The organism is Serratia sp. CY47444, from assembly GCF_052168635.1.
Classification (GTDB): domain Bacteria; phylum Pseudomonadota; class Gammaproteobacteria; order Enterobacterales; family Enterobacteriaceae; genus Serratia; species Serratia bockelmannii.
On record NZ_JBJNMH010000035.1, the window covers coordinates 1 to 19,210 of the forward strand.

The 19,210-nt window shown below is 57.7% G+C and carries 19 protein-coding genes, 2 tRNA genes and 1 pseudogene; 7 read left to right on the forward strand and 15 right to left on the reverse strand.

Translation table 11 applies throughout. The features are described from left to right. Positions 1-373: 373 nt before the first annotated feature. From ACJ8IL_RS24490 to ftnA, 5 genes are all read right to left on the reverse strand, one after another. Entirely contained in the window at positions 374-532 is a 159-nt protein-coding gene (locus ACJ8IL_RS24490) for a DUF1367 family protein (protein WP_225735565.1), read from the reverse strand. Between the two features lie 881 nt (positions 533-1,413). Further along, positions 1,414-1,755, reverse strand: a complete 342-nt coding sequence (locus ACJ8IL_RS24495; protein WP_025302452.1) for a YebY family protein — start codon at positions 1,753-1,755, stop codon at positions 1,414-1,416. A gap of 69 nt (positions 1,756-1,824) precedes the next feature. After that, positions 1,825-2,706: a copper homeostasis membrane protein CopD gene (copD, locus tag ACJ8IL_RS24500; RefSeq protein WP_099817314.1), complete on the reverse strand. Its 882-nt coding sequence runs from the start codon at positions 2,704-2,706 to the stop codon at positions 1,825-1,827. Positions 2,707-2,708: 2 nt separating this feature from the next. Further along, positions 2,709-3,092 (reverse strand): CopC domain-containing protein YobA, encoded by a 384-nt coding sequence (gene yobA, locus ACJ8IL_RS24505; protein WP_025302450.1) that lies wholly within the window; start codon positions 3,090-3,092, stop codon positions 2,709-2,711. Positions 3,093-3,417: 325 nt separating this feature from the next. Further along, entirely contained in the window at positions 3,418-3,936 is a 519-nt protein-coding gene (gene ftnA / locus ACJ8IL_RS24510) for a non-heme ferritin (protein ID WP_147823373.1), read from the reverse strand. Between the two features lie 344 nt (positions 3,937-4,280). Here ftnA and ACJ8IL_RS24515 point away from each other — a divergent pair, with 344 nt between their 5' ends. Next, positions 4,281-4,511 (forward strand): DNA polymerase III subunit theta, encoded by a 231-nt coding sequence (locus tag ACJ8IL_RS24515; RefSeq protein ID WP_043141621.1) that lies wholly within the window; start codon positions 4,281-4,283, stop codon positions 4,509-4,511. 30 nt (positions 4,512-4,541) lie between these two features. On the opposite strand, the gene pip is transcribed toward ACJ8IL_RS24515, so the two are convergent. Both pip and ACJ8IL_RS24525 read right to left on the reverse strand, forming a co-directional pair. Next, a complete protein-coding gene (pip, locus tag ACJ8IL_RS24520) occupies positions 4,542-5,495 on the reverse strand; it encodes a prolyl aminopeptidase (RefSeq protein ID WP_141997776.1) in 954 nt (317 codons plus the stop codon). A gap of 156 nt (positions 5,496-5,651) precedes the next feature. Beyond that, entirely contained in the window at positions 5,652-6,047 is a 396-nt protein-coding gene (locus ACJ8IL_RS24525) for a RidA family protein (protein WP_025302446.1), read from the reverse strand. 148 nt (positions 6,048-6,195) lie between these two features. On the opposite strand from ACJ8IL_RS24525, the gene ACJ8IL_RS24530 reads away from it, so the two are divergent. Continuing rightward, positions 6,196-7,092, forward strand: coding sequence for a LysR family transcriptional regulator (locus tag ACJ8IL_RS24530; RefSeq protein ID WP_043141627.1), 897 nt, complete (start codon positions 6,196-6,198; stop codon positions 7,090-7,092). Between the two features lie 4 nt (positions 7,093-7,096). On the opposite strand, the gene dksA is transcribed toward ACJ8IL_RS24530, so the two are convergent. Further along, positions 7,097-7,522 (reverse strand): RNA polymerase-binding protein DksA, encoded by a 426-nt coding sequence (dksA, locus tag ACJ8IL_RS24535; RefSeq protein ID WP_025302444.1) that lies wholly within the window; start codon positions 7,520-7,522, stop codon positions 7,097-7,099. Between the two features lie 369 nt (positions 7,523-7,891). On the opposite strand from dksA, the gene ACJ8IL_RS24540 reads away from it, so the two are divergent. After that, positions 7,892-8,638 carry a carbon-nitrogen hydrolase family protein gene (locus ACJ8IL_RS24540; protein WP_197823285.1) on the forward strand — a complete coding sequence of 249 codons (747 nt, stop codon included), beginning with the start codon at positions 7,892-7,894 and terminating at the stop codon, positions 8,636-8,638. Between the two features lie 26 nt (positions 8,639-8,664). Then, entirely contained in the window at positions 8,665-9,333 is a 669-nt protein-coding gene (gene exoX, locus ACJ8IL_RS24545; RefSeq protein ID WP_060433866.1) for an exodeoxyribonuclease X, read from the forward strand. Positions 9,334-9,368: 35 nt separating this feature from the next. Here exoX and ACJ8IL_RS24550 read toward each other — a convergent pair whose 3' ends face one another. The 6 genes from ACJ8IL_RS24550 to ACJ8IL_RS24575 all read right to left on the reverse strand — a co-directional run bounded on the left by ACJ8IL_RS24550 (position 9,369) and on the right by ACJ8IL_RS24575 (position 16,266). Next, the gene (locus ACJ8IL_RS24550; RefSeq protein WP_442516909.1) at positions 9,369-11,402 is read right to left on the reverse strand and encodes a S9 family peptidase; all 2,034 of its coding nucleotides are present in this window, start codon (positions 11,400-11,402) and stop codon (positions 9,369-9,371) included. A gap of 68 nt (positions 11,403-11,470) precedes the next feature. Beyond that, positions 11,471-12,124: a tellurite resistance TerB family protein gene (locus tag ACJ8IL_RS24555; RefSeq protein WP_025302440.1), complete on the reverse strand. Its 654-nt coding sequence runs from the start codon at positions 12,122-12,124 to the stop codon at positions 11,471-11,473. A gap of 158 nt (positions 12,125-12,282) precedes the next feature. Beyond that, positions 12,283-12,861, reverse strand: coding sequence for a TorD/DmsD family molecular chaperone (locus ACJ8IL_RS24560; RefSeq protein WP_015377474.1), 579 nt, complete (start codon positions 12,859-12,861; stop codon positions 12,283-12,285). A gap of 42 nt (positions 12,862-12,903) precedes the next feature. Continuing rightward, positions 12,904-13,641 (reverse strand): phosphatase, encoded by a 738-nt coding sequence (locus ACJ8IL_RS24565; protein ID WP_025302439.1) that lies wholly within the window; start codon positions 13,639-13,641, stop codon positions 12,904-12,906. Positions 13,642-13,731: 90 nt separating this feature from the next. Beyond that, entirely contained in the window at positions 13,732-14,673 is a 942-nt protein-coding gene (ghrA, locus tag ACJ8IL_RS24570; protein WP_043141640.1) for a glyoxylate/hydroxypyruvate reductase GhrA, read from the reverse strand. A 126-nt stretch (positions 14,674-14,799) separates the two neighbouring features. Then, positions 14,800-16,266 carry a peptide MFS transporter gene (locus ACJ8IL_RS24575; protein ID WP_049202801.1) on the reverse strand — a complete coding sequence of 489 codons (1,467 nt, stop codon included), beginning with the start codon at positions 16,264-16,266 and terminating at the stop codon, positions 14,800-14,802. Positions 16,267-16,713: 447 nt separating this feature from the next. Here ACJ8IL_RS24575 and ACJ8IL_RS24580 point away from each other — a divergent pair. Then, positions 16,714-16,803: transfer RNA gene (locus ACJ8IL_RS24580), tRNA-Ser, on the forward strand. Positions 16,804-17,256: 453 nt separating this feature from the next. Further along, positions 17,257-17,346 (forward strand) — tRNA-Ser (locus ACJ8IL_RS24585). Positions 17,347-18,080: 734 nt separating this feature from the next. On the opposite strand, the gene ACJ8IL_RS24590 is transcribed toward ACJ8IL_RS24585, so the two are convergent. After that, a complete protein-coding gene (locus ACJ8IL_RS24590; protein WP_394852824.1) occupies positions 18,081-18,323 on the reverse strand; it encodes a phage integrase N-terminal SAM-like domain-containing protein in 243 nt (80 codons plus the stop codon). Between the two features lie 248 nt (positions 18,324-18,571). On the opposite strand from ACJ8IL_RS24590, the pseudogene ACJ8IL_RS24595 reads away from it, so the two are divergent. Further along, positions 18,572-19,210 (forward strand): annotated as a pseudogene (locus tag ACJ8IL_RS24595) (NACHT domain-containing protein); the annotation flags it as partial.

Here is a 19,210-nt window from a genome sequence, read left to right on the forward strand (position 1 = left end):
CAATCCACTTTGAAGATAAAAAGGAAATTAATACCAAACTATTACTTAGGACAAGTGATAGCATCTTCATTACGGATGGAGATGATAAAGTATCTGAGATTCCACTAGGAAAAATAAATAAAATAACATACTAAAAATTTTAAAATACTTAAATAGCCGGGAATCATCCCGGCCCCAATACCTTGTGAAATCGATTCGAGAGACGCCTGTATTTTTGTGGCCATCATGATGCATCCTGCGTCACTCGGGTGTAAACCATCTGGTTCAGGGTCGGCTCTACAGATACCGAGAATCCTGATTTCATACTCACAGCCACGTGCCTCGTCTGTCAGTTTACTCATGCGACATAATCGAGAAGCTGAGCCGCGGCGTTTTATGCCTCGGCGATAGTTAGGAAGGATTTGTTTAAGATGAAGATCCACAGCGCGTTGAGCGCGGCCTGGTACAAATCGTTAAATTCTAGGTTGTCCATTTTTGCGAATGAGATCTCGGCTCGCGCAGGGTTGAACCGTCGGGAGTTCAAAAAGATCATACCCGCGCGGCGAAAGCTGTCGTAATGCGCGAAAGTCTGGAGTGAAGCACTAGGGAAGCCGCAGAGACTATACTGCTACCACTGTGATTTTACCTGAAGATGGATCTCGCCCCAATCTTCGGCCAATGCCGCGAAGATCTGACCCGGATGCGCTTCAGCCATGTTGTAGACGGCCGCCTGCAGATAAAGCAAGGCAAAACGGGGCTATGCTTACCCCCCCTTGACCTACAACTGAAATGTATGGGGGTTCACCTTGGCGCCATGATTGGCCGCTGTCGGTTGGTTAACACAACAGATTTTATGATCAGCGCTGGCATCCACAAAAACAGCCTGATGGCTCATTACATCCGGACGGGCTAACGAAAAAATTTGTTGCGGCGCGGAAGGCTTCAGGTTTGTCCTTCGAGGAAAGTCCGCCGACCTGTCACGAGGTCCGCAGTTTGGCTGGCCGGCTGTATGAGAAGGAAAGAGGGAAATATTTTGCGCAAAAGCTGCTGTGGCATTCATCAGAAGTGATGACGCTGAAATATCCCAATACGAGAAGGAAGGCGTACGTCATGCAGCAAAAGACCAAGTATCAAAATTCGAGTAAATTTCGAGTAATTCCGATTTTTTCAAAAAAAGACTTATAAATCAATCACACAAAAAAAGACCGAATACGATTCCTATATTCGGTCTAGGGAAATGGCTCTTGGGAGAGAGCCGTGCGCTAAAAGTTGGCATTTAATGCAGGGCTTGTTCAGCCGTGCACTTTAAGAGTAGCCTACCGCGCCAGTTTTGCCAGCCGCCCGGCGGCCGCGTGATAGTTTCGTGACGAAATAACTATGCGGCAAATGCGCATCAATCCGCGCACGTTGGGCAAGGCGTTGGCAAACAAGCGGTTAGTCAGCGCACAGCTTCTCGGCGCGTTCAATGAACGGCGCCAGGCTCATTTTTTTCCCTGGTTCGGCAGGGTCGTCCAGCAGGAGCACCTCCAGCGGCTGCGCACGCTGATGGCCCTTCTTCACCTGCTGCTCCGCTGCATCGTTGAGCGGGTATTGCATCAAGGTGCTGTTGTTGAGCACGAACAGCGCGCCGCCGCTGCGGCACTGCAGCGTCACCTCTTCCTTGGTGAACGCCCACTGTTTGCCGTACTCCAGTTTAGTGATGTTCACCAGTTTGTCTGCCGCCAGCGCGCCGGTCGCGGTTGCCAGCAGCGTAATGCCGAGTAATACCGATTTCATGTGTTGGCCTTAAGGTTGCTATTCGCGTCGATTTTCCCGCAGCTTGCCGGCCTGCGGCAAGCTGAAATGTCATACCGGCGCATAGGTTGCAAATAAACTGACCAGCAGCAGCACCGCCATCCCCAGCCCGACTTCGAGCCAGCAGGCCAGCACCACGCCGCGCTGCGCCAGCGCCGGCACGCGGCTCATTGCCGGCACGATAGCGTAGCGATTGGCCAGCGCCACCATCACCATCAGCGCCACCAGCGCGGTTTTAATCAGCAGCAGGCGCTGATAAGGCGAGCTGAGGTTGAGCGGCCAACCGCCGAGAATGATCAGGCTGTTGACGATGCCGGTGACGATCACCGCCGCCACCGCCAGGTGCCCCCAGCGCGAGAAACGGATCAGCGTGGTGATTGCGTCGCTGCGCCATTGCGGCGGCTGCAGGTAGCGCAGGCAAACCAGCAGCGGCGCCAGGCTGCCGAACCAGTAACCGGCGGCCAGCAGGTGTATCGCATGGTTGGCGCGGTGCAGCGCGCCCAACGTGCCTTCGTGCATCGCCGCGTGGCCGATAAACGCCAGGCTCACCAGCAGCAGCGCCGAACACAGCGCCAACGCCTGCGCGCGCGGCCGCTCCGGCAGCAGCAGGCTCAGGATCGCCAGCAGCGACAGGCCCAGATGCCAACGCCACACTTCGCCGAAGGTGGTGCCGAGCACCGCCCACCAAATCTCCAGCCGCCAGGCGTCTTGCCAACCGTCGCCCATCTGCCCGGCCTGAATAGCCAGCAGCGCCACGGCGGAAAGCCCAGCAGCCCAGGTGCCGGCAAGCAGCAGCGGGCGCACATCGCGGGAGAGGATCGGGGAGAGGCGCTGCGGTGACAATAAGGCGGTGAACAGACTGATGCCGAACATCAGCATCACCGCCGCAAAGTGCACCAAGCGACACAGAACGAACAGGGTCGCCAGACTCACGATCAGTTTACGGTGAAGCTGTACTGGCCTTTGGTTTTGTGCCCGTCGACCGACACCACATGCCAGCTGACGTTGTATTTGCCCGCGCTCAGCTCGCCGTCGATCGGCACGTTGACCTGGGTGTTATTGTTCGGATCGAGCTGCAGCTTGCCGGTTTTCACCACGGCGTTGTCCGGGCCGGTGATTTTCACGCCGCTGAAGTTCGGCTCGATGCCTTCGGAGAAGCTGAGGGTCAGCGCCTTCGGCGCCGGGCTGACGCTGGCGTCGGCCTTCGGCGTTTCCACTTTCAGGTGGGCGTGCGCCAGCGCTTGCTGCGAAGACAGGCCGACGAACAGGACGAAAACGGTGGAAAGCAGGCGACAGGAGGAACGAATTTTACCGATCACAGTGGTATCCCTTAACAGTATAAAGAGGGTCATAAGGGTTAAGGCCACAGCCAAGGCGATGTATCAGCGGCCCCAACCCACCGCAAATGATTGCGCCACGGGTAAACAGAAAAACGGGTTATATCGGCTAACCCGCTGTTTTGACTCTACCATCCCTGTAGCGTATCGCGGTAAATCATAACGACCACGCTGCGGCAAGTCGAGCGCATCACTGGCATTTTGCGATCCGGCAGCACGTATCGCCGCATAACCGCGATAAACGCAGGGTAAAAAAAACCGCGCGTCAGGCTCGCCCGCGCGCGGTTTTTCGATGTTCTGATGCGGATTAAACCTGGCCGTTGCCGCCCTGGCCCATCGCGCCCATTTTCTTCAGATCTTTGTCGATGAAGAACAGGCCTTTGCCGCTGGTGCCCACCAGCGCCAGCTTATCCAGCACGGATTTGAACAGTTTCTCTTCTTCATGCTGCTCCGCCACGTACCACTGCAGGAAGTTGAAGGTGGAGTAATCGTGCGCGGTCATGGCGGCGTGCGCCAGTTCGTTGATCTGACGGGTGATCAGCTGTTCGTGTTCGTAGGTCTGCTGGAACACGTCCGCCAGCGATTCGAACGCCACCGGCGGCGCGGCGATGCTGCCCAGCAGCGGTAGAGAACCGGTGTCGCTCAGGTAGTCGAACAGGCGTTGCATATGCTGCATCTCTTCCTGAGAGTGCTCTTTAAGAAATGCGGCGGCGCCTTCAAAGCCTTTATCGCTGCACCATGCGCTCATCTGCAGGTACAGGTTGGCGGAGTAGAACTCCAGATTCAGTTGCTCATTCAGCTTTTGAGTCATTTCTTGCGTCAGCATAATGATTCCTTTTATTTTGCAGGTCATGAATTTAATTTCCGCGCATTATGCCCTGCTGCCGTAAAAATAAAAACACCTTATTTACACTCAAATCACATTAATTATAAAAATCATAAATATCAATAAATTAAAATACCACCAATACATTGAGAATTAACATGATAATTATTTTCATCTTTTATTTTAATCATAAAGCGAATCATTCTTATTTAAAAGAATAAATAGATTGCATTACTGCTGGATAAATATCGCCCGCGACGGCGGCGCAACGGGCTTGCCAAGCGCCGCCGGGTGGATTACCTTCTGCGCAGATTCAATGCGGCAAAGTAAGTAAGGAGCATAGCGTGGGTTACAATCTGGCCGAGTTGTCCAAAGAAGAGATGGACAGGGTGAACGTGGATCTCGCCGCCTCAGGCGTGGCGTACAAAGAGCGCTACAACATGCCGGTGATCCCGGAAGTGGTAGAGCGCGAGCAGCCGGAGCCGCTGCGCGACTATTTTCGCGAGCGCGTGGCGCACTACCGCGCGGAATCCCACCGATTTTCGCGCCTGCCGTACGAGCCGAAGGTCAAATAACAAAACCCGCCATTACGGCGGGTTTTTGCGTCACTTGCCGGCGAACCGGTCGGTGGCTATCATCAGCTGGTGCAAAATACCCGGCTCATCATACGAATGCCCCGCCCCTTCCACGATATGCAGCTCCGCCTCCGGCCAGGCCTTGGCCAGATCCCAGGCGTTCTGCACCTGGCAGGCCATGTCATAGCGGCCGTGGACAATCACCGCCGGAATATGGCGGATCAGCGGCACGTTACGCAGCAGCTGGTCGTCGCTCTCCAGGAAGCCCAGATGCGTGAAGTAGTGGTTTTCAATACGGGCGAACGCCAGCGCGAAATCATCCTCGCCAAACGAAGCAGATTCACGGCTCGGCAACAGCGTGACCGTCTCCCCTTCCCACACGCTCCACAGCTTGGCCGCTTCAAGCTGCACCTGCGGATCGGCCGAGGTCAGCCGCTGCCGGTAGGCGGCGATCACGTCTTTACGTTCTTCATCCGACAGAATGGACAGCACGCGCTCCCATTTGTCCGGGAAGAAGCGCGAAGCGCCGTCCTGGTAATACCAATGCAGCTCCTGCTTGCGCAGGGTGAAGATGCCGCGCAGCACCATTTCACTGACGTGCTCCGGGTGGGTCTGTGCATAGGCGAGCGCCAGCGTAGACCCCCAGGAGCCGCCGAACACCAGCCACTGCTCGACGCCGGCCATTTCGCGCAACCGCTCGATATCGGCCACCAAGTGCCAGGTGGTATTGTTGTCCAGGCTGGCGTGCGGGCGGGAACGGCCGCAACCGCGCTGATCGAACAGCAGCACCTTGTAGCGTTCGGGATCGAACAGTTGACGATGATGCGGGGAGATACCGCCACCCGGTCCACCGTGAATGAAGACCGCCGGTTTACCGTTCGGGTTACCGCTCAGCTCCCAGTAGATCCGGTGGCCATCCCCAGTGTCCAGCCAACCGCTGTCGTATGCCGCTAACGGCGGGTACAAACCTCGTAATTGTTCCATGGCGCTTTCCGTCTCTCTGTGAGTCATGCTTTCATCAAAGCGGAAGCCGCCCGGCAGGTCAACGGTAAAACCCGAAAACTCGAACGCGCGCCGAGAACTCGGCGCGCGTTTGCTCAAAATCACATCGACCTGGCTGCAAAACGCCCACAGGCCCGATCAGTTAAGGTGCGCGATCGCACTGATCTCCACCAATTGCTCGGGCGAAGCCAGCCCGGTGACGCCGATCAGCGAACCGGCGGGCCGGTGATCGCCGACATAGCGCTTGAACAACGCAACGCACGGTTCAAAGTGCGCCAGTACATCGGTCAGGTAGATCTCCACATACGCCAGGTTCGAACGTTCGGCACCGAATCCCGCCAATACCCGATCCAGATTGTCCAACGTCTGTTGGGTTTGCCGTTCGATATCGCCCGCGCCGATAAACTCCCCCTGCATATCATGGGAAAACTGCCCCGAGATGTAGAGGGTATCCTTGACGCGATAGCCTTGGGACACGCCATTCTCCTCTTCCCAAATGACCCCGTGGTGGTAGTGCGTGATGCCATTTTTCATGCTGTTTCTCCAACCGTTTATCGTTTCCATGACGACTATAATCGTTTGATTGGCGAATGGATGTCGTCACTGAAACGACGTTGACGATGCATTTAATATATTGAACATGTTGAATTTATTGTCTTTTCACCGGTTCTCAGAGGGCAGCATGCTACGGGCGAATCTCAATGACATTCAGGTTTTCATGGCCGTCGTCGACGCCGGCAGTTTTGTCGCCGGCGGACAGACGATGGGGCTATCGCGTTCGGCGGCGGGCAAGGCCATCGCGCGTCTGGAGCAGCGGCTGAGCGTGCGGCTGTTGCATCGCACCACGCGTTCGCTTGGCCTGACCGACGAGGGACGAGAGTTTTATCGACGTGGCCTGCAGATCCTCGCTTCGGTCGACGATGCCGAGGCCAGCGTGGCCGGCGACAAGGGCACCGCACGCGGAGTGCTGCGGTTGACCGCCCCTTCCGCCTTCGGCAGACGGATCCTGTTACCGCTGGTGCCGAAATTTCTCGTCGCCTGGCCTGAGGTGCAGGTGGAGATCAGTTTTTCCGATCGCCTGGCGGATGTCGTGGAAGAAGGATTTGATTTGGCAGTACGGATCGGCGTCACGGCGCCGGATACCCGGTTGGTATCCAGAACCCTCGCCAGGTATCGCGCCCTGCTGTGCGCCTCCCCCGCCTACCTCGCCGCCCGTGGCGAACCGCATACCGTCGAGTCGCTCGCCGGGCACGAGGCTCTGCTGTTCAGCAGCCGCAACCAAAAACAGCCCTGGCGGCTGCGTGACGAGCGCGGCGAATGGGTCAAGGCCCCAGTTCGCGGCCGCCTGCGGCTGGACAGCGGAGAAGCGCTGCACGATGCGGCCTTGGCCGGGTTGGGCATCGCGTATCTGCCGGAGTTTATGATTGCGGAGGATTTGGCCGCCGGTCGTCTGCAGCAGGTGCTGCGCGCCGTGGAGGGTGAAGAAGTCAGGATTGTGGCGCTCTATCCGAATAAGCGCCTGCTGGAACCCCGCGTCAGGCGCTTTCTCGATCTCTTGGTGGATACGCTCGGCGGCTGAAACCTTACCCGCCTTTGCGCATATGCGGCTCGCGCATCTCCTGCGCGGTTTTCGCCTCGATACTCAGCTCCGCCGTCGGGCGCAGCAACAGACGCGCCAGCCCGATAGGTTCGCCGGTTTCCCGGCAGTAGCCGTACTCGCCGTTCTGCAACCGCGCCAGCGCCGCATCGATTTTCGGCAGCAGGCGGCTTTCGCGATCCAGCTGGCGGAACAACAGGCGCAGATCTTCTTCACGCGCCGCCTTGTCGGCTTCATCGCCCGTCGCTTCGCCGCTGTCGATCTCTTTTTTCAGCTCATCGATGTGCAGCAGCAGCTTTTGCCGCTCATCCTGCAGCAGCTGGCGGAAAAACGCCCGTTGAACCGAGTTCATATAATCCGAATCCGGCATGGCCAGCAGTTGCTGCGCATCCGGTAATGTCATCACTGTCATTGCGTTCTCCGAACCCTAAAATTGTAATATTATAACATAATAATTATTTTAAGCACCCGGTCATCCAAAAACAAAATTTCACGTGCAAACAGCCAGTTACACACTACTGGCACTTTGTCGCTTGCATCCTGTCGGCTTTAGGCGGTTAATGGCTGAGCAAGCCACCCAATCATAGGTAACGAGAGGCCATCATGAGTAAGGGAATGGATAGCAAAAAAAATGCGAAGAAGAAGCCGTTGAAAACCCCAGCAGAGAAACGTGCGGAGAAACGCGCCAAAAAAGCGCATCCGTCTGGTGAGTAAGCGTCCTTCCATCCGTCATTAAACCCGCCAAGGCGGGTTTTTTATTGCCTCACTGGAGAGATGGCCAATGCCCTGCTTTACCCTCGCCGCAGCCCAATACCCCGCCGCTGCGGCCAATATCGCCTGCAACCTTGAACGTCACCTTGAATTTGTCGCGCAGGCAGCCGAACAGCAGGTGCAACTGCTGGTTTTTCCCGAACTGTCGCTAAGCGGCTATGAGCTGGCCGATGCTGCCGAACTGGCGCTGACGCTGGGCGATCCGCGTCTGCAACCGCTCGCTGCGGCGGCGCAATCGCATCAGATGACGATCATCGTCGGCGCGCCCTTGCGCAGCGGCCAGGCGCTGCATATCGCCGCCTTGATCTTTCACCCCAACGGCGCGGTGGCCGCCTATACCAAGCAACATCTGCACGGCGCGGAACAACAACGGTTCTTGCCCGGTAATGGCGGCACGCTGCTGGAAATACATCGGCAACGCATCGCACTGGCTATCTGCGCCGACACCTCGCAACCCGGCCACGCAAGCGCCGCCGCGCTGGCGGGTGCGCAGATTTATGCCGCCGGCGTGCTGGTATCTGAAGCCGGTTACGCGAAAGACAGCGCCACGCTGGCAGGCTATGCCCGGCGTTATGGCATGGTCACGCTGATGGCCAACCATGCGGCGCCGACCGGTGGCTGGATCCCGGCAGGCCGCAGCGCCATCTGGGATAAAACGGGAGAGCTTCTGGTTGCCGCGCCGGATGACGCCCCTGGTCTTATCATCGCCGACAAGACCCGCGACGGTTGGCACGGCCGCCTGTGCCGGTTAAGCTGAAGCCTGACGGCAACGCGGAGGAAAACATGACGTTACGCGTAATAGATACCGAGACCTGCGGGCTGGACGGCGGCGTGGTGGAAGTGGCCTCCCTCGATCTGCTCGACGGCCAATTGACCAACCCGATGAGCGATCTGGTCAGCCCAGATCGCCCCATCAGCCTCGACGCGATGGCGATTCATCACATCACCGAACAGATGGTGGAAGGCAAACCGCGCATTGCGATGGCGATCGGCCGCTATCAGGGCAGCCCCTACTATGTGGCGCACAACGCCGCCTTTGATCGCGGGGTGTTGCCGGAGATGAACGGCGCCTGGATCTGCACCCTCAAGCTGGCGCGCACGCTGTATCCGGACATCAAGTACGGCAACCAGTATCTGCGCTACGCGCTGAATCTGGACGTGCAGCTGCCGGCAGACGCCACGCTGTACCCGCACCGCGCGCTATATGACTGCTACGTCACCGCCGCGCTGCTGCAACGCATCATCAAGGATTCGGGCTGGACGCCGGAGCAAATGGTGCAGATCACCGAACAGCCGGTGCTGCTGAAGAAGTTCAAGTTCGGCAAGTATCGCGGGCAGGAGATTGATCGCATCGCCCAGGAAGATCCTGGCTATCTGCGCTGGATGCTGAAATCCATCGACGATCTGAGCCCGGACATGAAGCACACGCTGAAATACTATCTGATCGGCTAACACGGCGGGCGGCGCAGGCCGCCCGCCGAATGCCGTTACTCCGCCAGCGCCAGAATGAAGGCGTACTCCAGTGCAATATCCTCATAGGCCTTGAAACGGCCGGATTTTCCGCCGTGGCCGGCATCCATGTCGGTATACAACAGCAGCTGCCGATCGTCGGTTTTCAACTCGCGCAGCTTGGCCACCCACTTGGCCGGCTCCCAATACTGCACCTGCGAATCGTGCAGACCGGTGGTCACCAGCAGATGCGGGTACTCCTGCGCCTTCACCTGATCGTACGGGCTGTACTGTTTGATGTAGTCGTAATAGACCTGCTCGTTCGGGTTGCCCCACTCGTCGTATTCGCCGGTGGTCAGCGGGATAGACTCATCCAGCATGGTGGTCACCACGTCGACGAACGGCACCTGCGCCACCACGCCGTGGAACAACTGCGGCGCCTGGTTGATCACCGCGCCCATCAGCAGACCGCCGGCGCTGCCGCCCATCGCGAACACCCGCTTACCGTCGCCGTACCCCTGTGCGATCAGCGTTTCGGTCACGTCGATAAAATCGTTGAAGGTGTTCTGCTTGTTGAACAGTTTACCGTCTTCATACCACAGCTGCCCCAGCTCACCGCCGCCGCGAATGTGCGCCAGCGCGAACACGACACCGCGATCCAGCAGGCTCAGGCGGCTGGCGCTGAACGCTGGATCCATACTGCTGCCGTAAGATCCGTAGCCATACACCATCAGCGGGTTGGTGCCGCGCTGGAAGCTGTCCTGGCGATACACCAGCGAGACCGGCACTTCGACGCCGTCGCGCGCCTTCACCCACACCCGCTCGCTGCGGTAGTTTTCTGGCGTGAAGTTCTTCACTTCCTGCTGTTTGAGCATCGTCCGCTCGCCGCTGTCCATGTTCAGCTCGTACAGCGTGGTCGGGGTGGTCATCGACGAATAGCCGTAGCGCAGCAGCGCGGTCTCCGGATCCGGGTTATACGCCAGCCAGGTGGTGTAGGTCGGATCGTCGAAGGCGATGCGCTTCTCTTCGCCGCTTTGCCAATGGATCTGGCGTAGCAGCGTCAGGCCGGCATTGCGCTCTTCGACCACCAACCAATCACGGAACAGGCTGAAGCCCTCCAGCATCACGTCGCCGCGCGGGGCGATCAGCGTCTGCCACTGCGCTTCATCCGCCTGTTCGCTTTGGTACAGGCCGAAGTTCTTGCCGTCCTTGTTGGAGCGGATATAGAAATGCTGGTGATAGTGATCGATGGCGTACTCGTGATCCTTGCGGCGCGGCACGAACAGCTGCGGCTTGGCGTCCGCGCGATCGGCATCCAGCAGCAGGATCTCCGAGGTGGTGGTGCTGCTCAGGTGGATCAGGATAAAGCGCTCGGAGGTGGTCTTCTCCAGCCCGACGTAGAAGGTATCGTCCCGCTCTTCGTAGATCAGCTCGTCCTGCTGCGGATCGCTGCCCACCACGTGGCGATAGACCTGATACGGCAGCAGCGTCTTGGCGTGCTTGCGCACGTAGTAGACCGTCGAGGAGTCGTTGGCCCACTCGAAGCTGCCGGAGGTGTTCTCCAGCACTTCGTCCGCCCAGCTGCCGTCGGCCAGGTTCTTGAAACGAATGTCATACTGGCGGCGCGACAGGAAATCCTCCGCCACCCCCAGCCGCTGGTTGTCGGGGCTGACGTCCAGCCCGCCCAGGGTATAAAACTCGTGGTTCTCGGCGCGCTGGTTGCCGTCGATAAGCACCTCCCAGTGCTCACTCTCGGCCTGCGGCTGGCGCACGGAAATCGCGTATTCGTTGCCCGGCTCGTAGCGCGTCTGATAGCGATAGCCATGGCGCACGTAAGGCACCGAATGTTCCTGCTGCGGAATACGCGCCACCATCTCTTCGTACAGGGTTTCACGCAGCGCCTGCTGTGGCTTCAGCATCGCATCGGTATAGGCGTTCTCCGCCTGCAGGTAGTCCAGCACCTGGCGGTCTGCGCGCTCGTCGTCGCGCAGCCAGTAGTAGTCATCCACGCGCGTGTCGCCGTGGATAGTGATGGGATAAGGACGTTTTTCCGCTTTCGGTGGGGTCATCATTGCTAAATCATCCGCTTACATAGATTGCGGCAAGAGTGACACGATTCCCCCCGGCTTGCCAAGCGGCGCTACGCCAGCTCGCGCTTTTTCTCGTTGACGTCGCTCTCGATGCCCTGCTTGACGTCCGCCGGGATCTTCAGCGCCTGTGCCAACGCATCGAGATAGCCGCGCTCCATAAAATGATCGACGTCGATCACCAGACAGCTCAGGTAATAAACCTCCAGCGCCTCGTCTTCGTTTTGCACGCTGCGGGCGATCAATTCCGGGTTAAGCGGCTGATCGAGTGCTTCCTGTACCCAACCCTGCGCCTCTTCCCCCACCTGCAGCTGCGCCAGGCTGTGATCGATGGCACGCTGCTCGTCGGCATCGATATGGCCGTCGCTCTTGGCGGCAAACACCAGCGCCTGCACCAGGCGTTTGGCGCGCAGATCCACCGGCGTGGTTTGCAAACCGAACTGCGGTTCGTCCTGATGGGTCTCTTTCACCCGCTGTTTGTACTTGTTCCACAGCACTGCGCCCACCGCCGCGCTGCCACCGATAATCAGCGCATTCTTGCCGAACTTGCCCACCAGCTTACGCGAGGACTTGTTGGCCAACAGCACGCCGACCAGGCCGCCCAGCGCCGTGGGCGCCAGCAGCTTGCCGATGCCTTCCGCCCCGCCCATCGCGCCGGCCTTCTGCCCGATCAACGTTTGAATCTGCTGCATCCAGTTACTTTTCATCATCTACCCCTTGCGTGAAAAAACGCGGCGCGCAAGCGCGGCCGAACCGACGGTAAACCGCCAGATTAGGGGATCTTTTGTCAATTTACGTCTGGGGGATGCAAACCTGTGTTTAGCGGATCGGCGGGCCGGACGGCCCGCCGGGATAAGCTGCGGCGTTACGCGTCTTCGTCGCCCGCTTCATCGTCCTGCTCGTACTCCGCCAGCTCGTCGCGCATCGCCTGGATGGCGTCACGAGTCATCAGCGCCAGCGTGCGGTAGAAACCGGTGGTGGCATGCGCTTCCACTTTACCGAGGAAACGGCCGCACCACGGCAACAGGAACTCGTCGAACAGCGCGATCTGCGCCTGTGCTTCATCTTCCTGCGACTGATCTTCCAGCCAGGACGCCGCCAGCAACAGCTGGCCGAAATGGTCGGCCGGTGCCTCCGCCAGCGGCATGCCGCGCTGCTGCAAGAAGGTGCGCACTTCCGCTTCGCTGGCGCCTTCGACGTAGTCGGAGCGGAACGGCGACACGCTGCACTCGCTGCCGACGAACATCGCGTTGAAGTCAGTCGCCAGTTGGTTGACGTCGCAGCCCTGCTGCAGGCGCTTCAGCAGGTCATCCTGCTCCAGCGGCCAGTGCTGCTGCAGCTTGCCCTCTTTGATCAGCGCAAACAGCGGCACCAGCAGCGGATCCTGCGGCTGGCGGTAGAACAGCGTACCCAGCACACGGCAGACAATCGAAAACTCATTCATGATAAAGCCTTATTCAATACGGAAAATTTTGCCGGGACGATGTCACAAATCGGCCAATTCCGCAATCGCCGGCTTGCCGCGCCGTTCGAGAAAATCCAGCAGCCGGCGCGGGCTGACGTTGAGAATGCGCTCCTGCGGGAAGCCCACCTCGTCGATGATGCGCTCGCAGTGCTCAAAGTTACCCAGCGAAAAGGCAACGTGCGAATCCGAACCCAGCGCCAACCAACCGCCGGCATCGCGCACGGCGGCGGCGATCGCCCGGCAGTTGGCCTCGCTGCCCTTGCGGGAGTGGGTGAACGACGAGTTATTCAGCTCCAGCGCCACCTCGTATTTGGCCGCCGCCGCCGCGACGGCGGGAATGTCGATCGGATAACGTGGGTTGCCGGGGTGGCTGATGATATGCACGTCCCCCTGCGCCATCGCGGCGATCATCGCTTCAGTATTGGACGCTTTATCCTGCGGCGCAAACACCGGCTCGTGGAAACCGGCGATGATCACGTCGGTGGCGGTCAACATCGGGCCGGTGCAGTCGATGTCGCCCTGTAGGTTTTTGATGTTGGCTTCGATACCGCGCAAGATGCCCACGCCGTTCACCCGGCGCGGCCAGACGTGCATGTTCATAAAGTGCCAGTAGTGCGGCGCATCGGCCATGTCCGGGCCGTGATCGGTGATGGCGAACAGCTTGATGCCCTTCTGCTGGGCTTCGGCGATGTAATCGTGCAGCGTGCTGTAAGCGTGGGTGCTGGCGACGGTGTGCATGTGCAAATCAACGGGGTACATTGTTTCTCCTTCCAGAGGGCCCGCCCGCAAAGGTACGGGCAGGCGCGATGACGATAACAGCTTATCAGTTACCGAACGGCGGCTGAAGGATCAGTAACCCCGCTGCCTGTCGACCACGCCGGCCGGGGTGTGCCCTGCCTCCAGCGCGCGGATGTTGGCGGCGATCTGATCCATCGCCTGCTGCGGCAACGTGATGGCAGCAATATGCGGGGTTATGGTGACACGCGGATGACGCCAGAACGGGTGATCCTGCGGCAGCGGCTCGCGGGTGAACACGTCCAGCGTGGCGGCGGCCAGCTGCCCCTGCTCGAGCGCCGCCAGCAGATCGGCCTCCACCAGGTGTGCGCCGCGCGCGATGTTGATGAGATAGGCGCCCGTGCTCAACTGCGCGAACAGCTCGCGGTTGAGGATGCCGACGGTCTCCGGCGTATTGGGCAGCAGGTTGATCAGCAGTTTGACGCCGTCGAGGAAGGCCGCGCGCTGCGCCTCCCCGGCGAAACTTTGCACGCCGTCGATCTGTTTGGCGCTGCGGCTCCAGCAGCGCACGCGAAAGCCAAACTCGGTCAGCTTGCGCGCCACGCTCTGCCCCAGCACGCCGGCGCCGAGGATGCCGATGGTGAAATCATCCAGCGAGTGAGGATCGAGCGGCTGCCACTCCTGCCGCTGCTGCAGCGCCTGATACTCGTCGAAACGGCGGAAATAGCGCAGCACATAGCTCAGCGCATATTCCTGCATCTGCTGCGCCATGCCGGTATCCTCCAGCCGCAGCAGCGGTACGCCGGCGGGCAGCGTGCCGGGGTGCTTTCGCTCCTGATCGAGGATCGCGTCAACGCCAGCGCCGAGGGCGAACACCGCTTTCAGATCGCGGCGGTTGGCCAGCATCTCGTGCGGCGGGCGCCACACCAGCGCGTAATCGGCCGGCCGCTCGTCGCCACGCTGCCACTCGCGGATCTCGGCCTGCGGCAGGCGTTGTTTGATGCCGGCCAGCCATTCCTGGGCGTTAAACAAGGGGTGGTAATAAATGATGTTCATACTGCGGGCTCCCGTTTGTTTTTATTGGTTTTCCTCCAGCCTTCCGCGATTCGCCGCCGGATGCAAGCGTTAAAGCCCAAAATAAAAACAGCCCCGACCAGTGGGGCTGTTGTGCATGTTAGCGAATCAGGCGGCGGACGGGCCATCGCGCCGGATAAGGCGCCGCAGCAGCGGAATTAAAATCAGCATTGCCACGCCGACGCCCGTCGCCCCCCAGCCCAGCGCGCTGAAGATTTCGCTGTAGCCGGGGTTGGTTTGCAGCGGCGTGCTGCCACTGTTTTCCGGCATCAGGCCGGAGACGTAGCCCGCCAGCACCGAGGCGACGCCGGTCACCATCATCCAGCAGCCCATCATCACGCCCTGATAGCGCGGCGGCGCCAGCTTGCCGATCATGGCGTAACCGATCGGCGAGATCATCAATTCACCGACGCTTTGCAGCACATAGCTGATAACGATCCATTTGAATGCCACCAGCCCGTCGCCGCCCGCCATGCTGATACCCAGTGGCAGCACCAGCATGCCCAAGCCGATGCAGAACAGCGATCCGGAGAACTGCAGCGGAATGTCGATGTTGCAACCGCGAGCGCGCAGGCGATTGAACCACCAGGCCAGCAGCGGGCCGCCCACCACGATCACCAGCGTGTTGATGTTCTGGATCCACTGCGGCGCCACCTGAATGCCGTAAACGTTCAGGTTGATGTTGTGCTCGGAGAACAGCATCAGCCCCATCGGTGCCAGCTGGTACAGCGCCCAAAACACCAGCGAGCCCAGCGCCAGGATCAGATAGGCCGCCATTCTGCGGCGCTCATCGCGCGGATGGTGGCGCAGGGTCACCACGCACAGCATCAGGAAGATCAGCGCGCCGAGCACGATCACGAAGTGGCCGCTGAACTCGGCATGGGTCAGCATCACGCGGATAATCGGCACCAGCGCCACCAGCACCGCCAGCCCGACCAGCATGCGCCAGCGGTATTGGCTGCGGCTGGCGTCGTGCAGCGGGGTATTGAGATCCGCCAGAATGCGCCAGCGGCAGACGGCGACGATGATCGCCGCCGCGTTGCCCAGCGTGGCGAACAGGAACAGCGCGCGGTAGTTTTCCGTCAGTTGGAAATACCCGGCGACGGTAAAGCCGACGAAGAACCCGAGGTTCATACCGGCGTAGTTCCACAGAAACGCCGATTCACGCCGATCATCGTCCGGCTTGAAGCGCTGGGTGAGCATCATATTGATGCAGGTGACGTTGAGACCGCTGCCGGTCAGGAACATCGCCAGCCCCCAGTACAACCCCCACACGCCCGCGACGGCAATCAGCGCGCAGCCGATCACCTGTAGCACCATGCCGAGCACGAACAGATTGCGGTTACTGAGGAATCGGCCGCCGAGGTAACCGCCGAACATGTGTAGGCCATAGTTGAAGGCGCCGAACACGCCCATCATGGCGTTGGCGCTGCTTTCGTTGAAGCCCAGCCGCTTGGTGGCGTACAGCACCAGCGTGGAGTAAAGCACGGCGAAGCCCAGCGTAGCGAAGATCTGGATGAAGAACAGCGCCCCCGCACCAGGGGGAATGGCATGGCGCGCTTGCGGCGCCGGCATGGCATCTGAAGGAGTCAAAACGAACCTCTACTGCATTATTATGTAATGAGTCTGTCCCTGTCTGCGATATCGCCGGCCTGTCACCCGGCAATCTGCGCGGCGTCGTGATATTCCTTGCCAAAAACGCCGCGCCGACATGATTCCATTTAGCGACACATCTGACTAATAATCCAGTATTAATGCATATAACAGCAAACAACCCAACCTCATTGGCGACATATTGAGCTATCTGTACAGAAAAAAGTCAAACAATCGTCTTTCATGGATTCCAACCGCTGCCTGCCCTGCCCGCCGGTGGCCGCGAGTGGGAATATCGTTCGGTAAATCAGCAAATTGCTGCAAGTTTGGCTAAACAGTCATGAGAATGAAATAAGAGGGTTGACGCTGAGATCAGATTCTCCTACATTAGCGCCCGTCGACAGCGCAAAGCGTTATCGACAACAAAACGGTGAGGTGTCTGAGTGGCTGAAGGAGCACGCCTGGAAAGTGTGTATACGCGAAAGTGTATCGAGGGTTCGAACCCCTCTCTCACCGCCAAATTTAAAGAGAAAGCCTGGATTCGCGTCCAGGCTTTTTTTTGCATGGCGCACCGCCGAGAGGGGCGAGAAGCCTCGACAGGGTTCGACAAAACGCCTGCGTTTTGGACCGCCAACGGCGGCCCGCAGGGTGAGCGCAGCGAATCACCCCCTCTCTCACCGCCAAATTTAAAGAGAAAGCCTGGATTCGCGTCCAGGCTTTTTTTTTGCATGGCGCTCTGCGCATCTCCCCCCCCTCAGCAACCGTGATTCCCATTTCCGCCGGTTATCCACGAGCCTTACTTCTGATTTTCTCACCCTTTCATGACTTCTGCCCTACCGTTCGCCGCAGTTTTCAGCAAAGTGCACACGGCTTGAGCGGACGAACAAAAACACAGAAATTATTCTTGACCGGATCGGCCCCACTCCCTATAGTAGCGCCCCGTTGCAGCGATGATTTCGCAACAAAAAATATGGTGAGGTGTCCGAGTGGCTGAAGGAGCACGCCTGGAAAGTGTGTATACGCGAAAGTGTATCGAGGGTTCGAATCCCTCCCTCACCGCCATATTCTACGAAGAAGCCTGAACTCACGTTCAGGCTTTTTTGTATGCATAGCGCACCGACCGGGAGGGTAAGAACCCTCGACAGGGTTCGACAAAACGCCTGCGTTTTGGACCGCCAACGGTGGCCCGCAGGGTGAGCGCAGCGAATCTATCCCTCCCTCACAGAAAAATTCAATCTTTTGAATTTAAATTGTTTTTTTCATTTTAGACTTACGTGATTTCTCGTTGGATCAACTGGGTGGAACAATCATGTATCTGAGTAAAAATGCCTCCAGCACCTACTACACTCATCTCCCGCAGCCTAACTCATTACGTGGCCGTGGCTTGCCCTTCGCTACCCGTACTTCCATTTGCACTAAAGGGAGCCCGAACATGCTCCCTTATCTATTCCCTCTCCCTGTAGCAGAGGGTGAGGGAATGTCTGCATACTCTGCTAACCAAATCGCCGGTTTAACACAGCAGTTGCTCACTAATTGATTGAGCCTACTCATATTTTTATCAATTTCCTCTTTCCATGTCTCGATCTACTCCCTTAAGATAACCAAACGACAATCCATCTCTCAGGGAAGCATCATGGGAGCGATTCGTGACATCAGGTTGGTGAACAGCAGCGAACTGAGGGCTGTAACTCAGGGGCGGTAGCCTTGCCTGATGAGATAGATAAGTGAGTGGCTACCCGTTACTCAACATGGTGGCTGTACTAATTTCTTGGTTGCCAATCGGCAACACATTTTCGTTAGGCGGCAAGCCGTGTGAGAAAAGCATTGACCTCAACAGAACCGAGTTCCTGCGGATACCGCAGTTGATGAAAACGTATGAAATTGCGGATCCAGTACAAGTAGGACTTTTCAGTACGGATGTGTAGTGATGTAAACGCATCACTGTCCAGACCTGTCCACGCAGTCGGGGGTTCGCGGTGCCATGACTGACACCAACATTGTTTTTCAGTGGTAATGGTAGAGTAAATAGAAGAGGTCAAGCAAATACGTTCAAGTATCAGAGGCAGACTGGTAATGTTTTGGTTTAATTTTATTCTTTGTGGCGACTGTCAGGGCTGAGCGGAGCTATACGGAAGGCTTTGCTATTGGATTAGTACCGCCTTCTATCTAACCATTGTTATACGGTATCATTCGAGTATGCATTGTCGAGCCAAAGCTGGCCTTTAATTGAAACGCTTAGAACTAATACTGTAATTAGCGGAAAAATAAATTCTTGTGAGGAAGACCATTGTCAGAACAAGCAAAGAAAAACCAATCTGGTGGAAGTGCAACGGCTGGAGGCATAAATTTTCAGGCGGCAACATCGGCAATTGTTTATTCTCATATACTTGACGGTTCACCTTTGAATTGGCTTGGTGGGCTCATTAATGATGTTCCTATCGCCTTAGCAGCTGAGACAGGGCTGGCTGGAGATGACATAGCTCTGGAGTTCGCTGATGGCGTTAGGGCCGAAGCTCAAGTTAAAAAAGGCTTGAACAAATCCAAACGACTTTGGGAGCCCCTAATCGAGCTCGCTACAGCCATAAATGAAGAAAAGTTAGATTATGGCATTTTAGTTGTCTGTCCTGAGAGCAGTAATAGCATTAAATCAGATCTATCCAAAGACATTATCAGGGTTGGCCAAGGTCGGTCAGATAACCTAAAAGCTATTACTGTCGACTTTTTATCGAAACTAGATGAATATCAACTACCCCATGCAAATGTGTGCAAAAAAATACGGATAGTGGTGTCAAATGCATTGATATCTGACAGATCGTATATTGAATTAGCCAAAGCCAAGCTAGCTACAATATGTTCAACTAGTGAAGCAATAGAAAACGCTTGGTCCAGCCTTTACGAAGATGCTACTAGAACTATTGAGTTGAGA

What these genes read in the sequence shown, in the direction of transcription:
- ftnA (WP_147823373.1), bottom strand. Translation starts at nt 3,936, where the DNA reads ATGCTGACGCAAGAAATGACTCAAAAGCTGAATGAGCAACTGAATCTG.
- ACJ8IL_RS24530 (WP_043141627.1), top strand. Translation starts at nt 6,196, where the DNA reads ATGCTACGGGCGAATCTCAATGACATTCAGGTTTTCATGGCCGTCGTC.
- ACJ8IL_RS24550 (WP_442516909.1), bottom strand. Translation starts at nt 11,402, where the DNA reads ATGATGACCCCACCGAAAGCGGAAAAACGTCCTTATCCCATCACTATC.
- ACJ8IL_RS24525 (WP_025302446.1), bottom strand. Translation starts at nt 6,047, where the DNA reads ATGAAAAATGGCATCACGCACTACCACCACGGGGTCATTTGGGAAGAG.
- ACJ8IL_RS24490 (WP_225735565.1), bottom strand. Translation starts at nt 532, where the DNA reads ATGATCTTTTTGAACTCCCGACGGTTCAACCCTGCGCGAGCCGAGATC.
- ACJ8IL_RS24560 (WP_015377474.1), bottom strand. Translation starts at nt 12,861, where the DNA reads ATGAATGAGTTTTCGATTGTCTGCCGTGTGCTGGGTACGCTGTTCTAC.
- pip (WP_141997776.1), bottom strand. Translation starts at nt 5,495, where the DNA reads ATGGAACAATTACGAGGTTTGTACCCGCCGTTAGCGGCATACGACAGC.
- ACJ8IL_RS24540 (WP_197823285.1), top strand. Translation starts at nt 7,892, where the DNA reads ATGCCCTGCTTTACCCTCGCCGCAGCCCAATACCCCGCCGCTGCGGCC.
- dksA (WP_025302444.1), bottom strand. Translation starts at nt 7,522, where the DNA reads ATGACAGTGATGACATTACCGGATGCGCAGCAACTGCTGGCCATGCCG.
- ACJ8IL_RS24575 (WP_049202801.1), bottom strand. Translation starts at nt 16,266, where the DNA reads ATGCCGGCGCCGCAAGCGCGCCATGCCATTCCCCCTGGTGCGGGGGCG.
- ACJ8IL_RS24555 (WP_025302440.1), bottom strand. Translation starts at nt 12,124, where the DNA reads ATGAAAAGTAACTGGATGCAGCAGATTCAAACGTTGATCGGGCAGAAG.
- ghrA (WP_043141640.1), bottom strand. Translation starts at nt 14,673, where the DNA reads ATGAACATCATTTATTACCACCCCTTGTTTAACGCCCAGGAATGGCTG.
- ACJ8IL_RS24565 (WP_025302439.1), bottom strand. Translation starts at nt 13,641, where the DNA reads ATGTACCCCGTTGATTTGCACATGCACACCGTCGCCAGCACCCACGCT.
- ACJ8IL_RS24495 (WP_025302452.1), bottom strand. Translation starts at nt 1,755, where the DNA reads ATGAAATCGGTATTACTCGGCATTACGCTGCTGGCAACCGCGACCGGC.
- exoX (WP_060433866.1), top strand. Translation starts at nt 8,665, where the DNA reads ATGACGTTACGCGTAATAGATACCGAGACCTGCGGGCTGGACGGCGGC.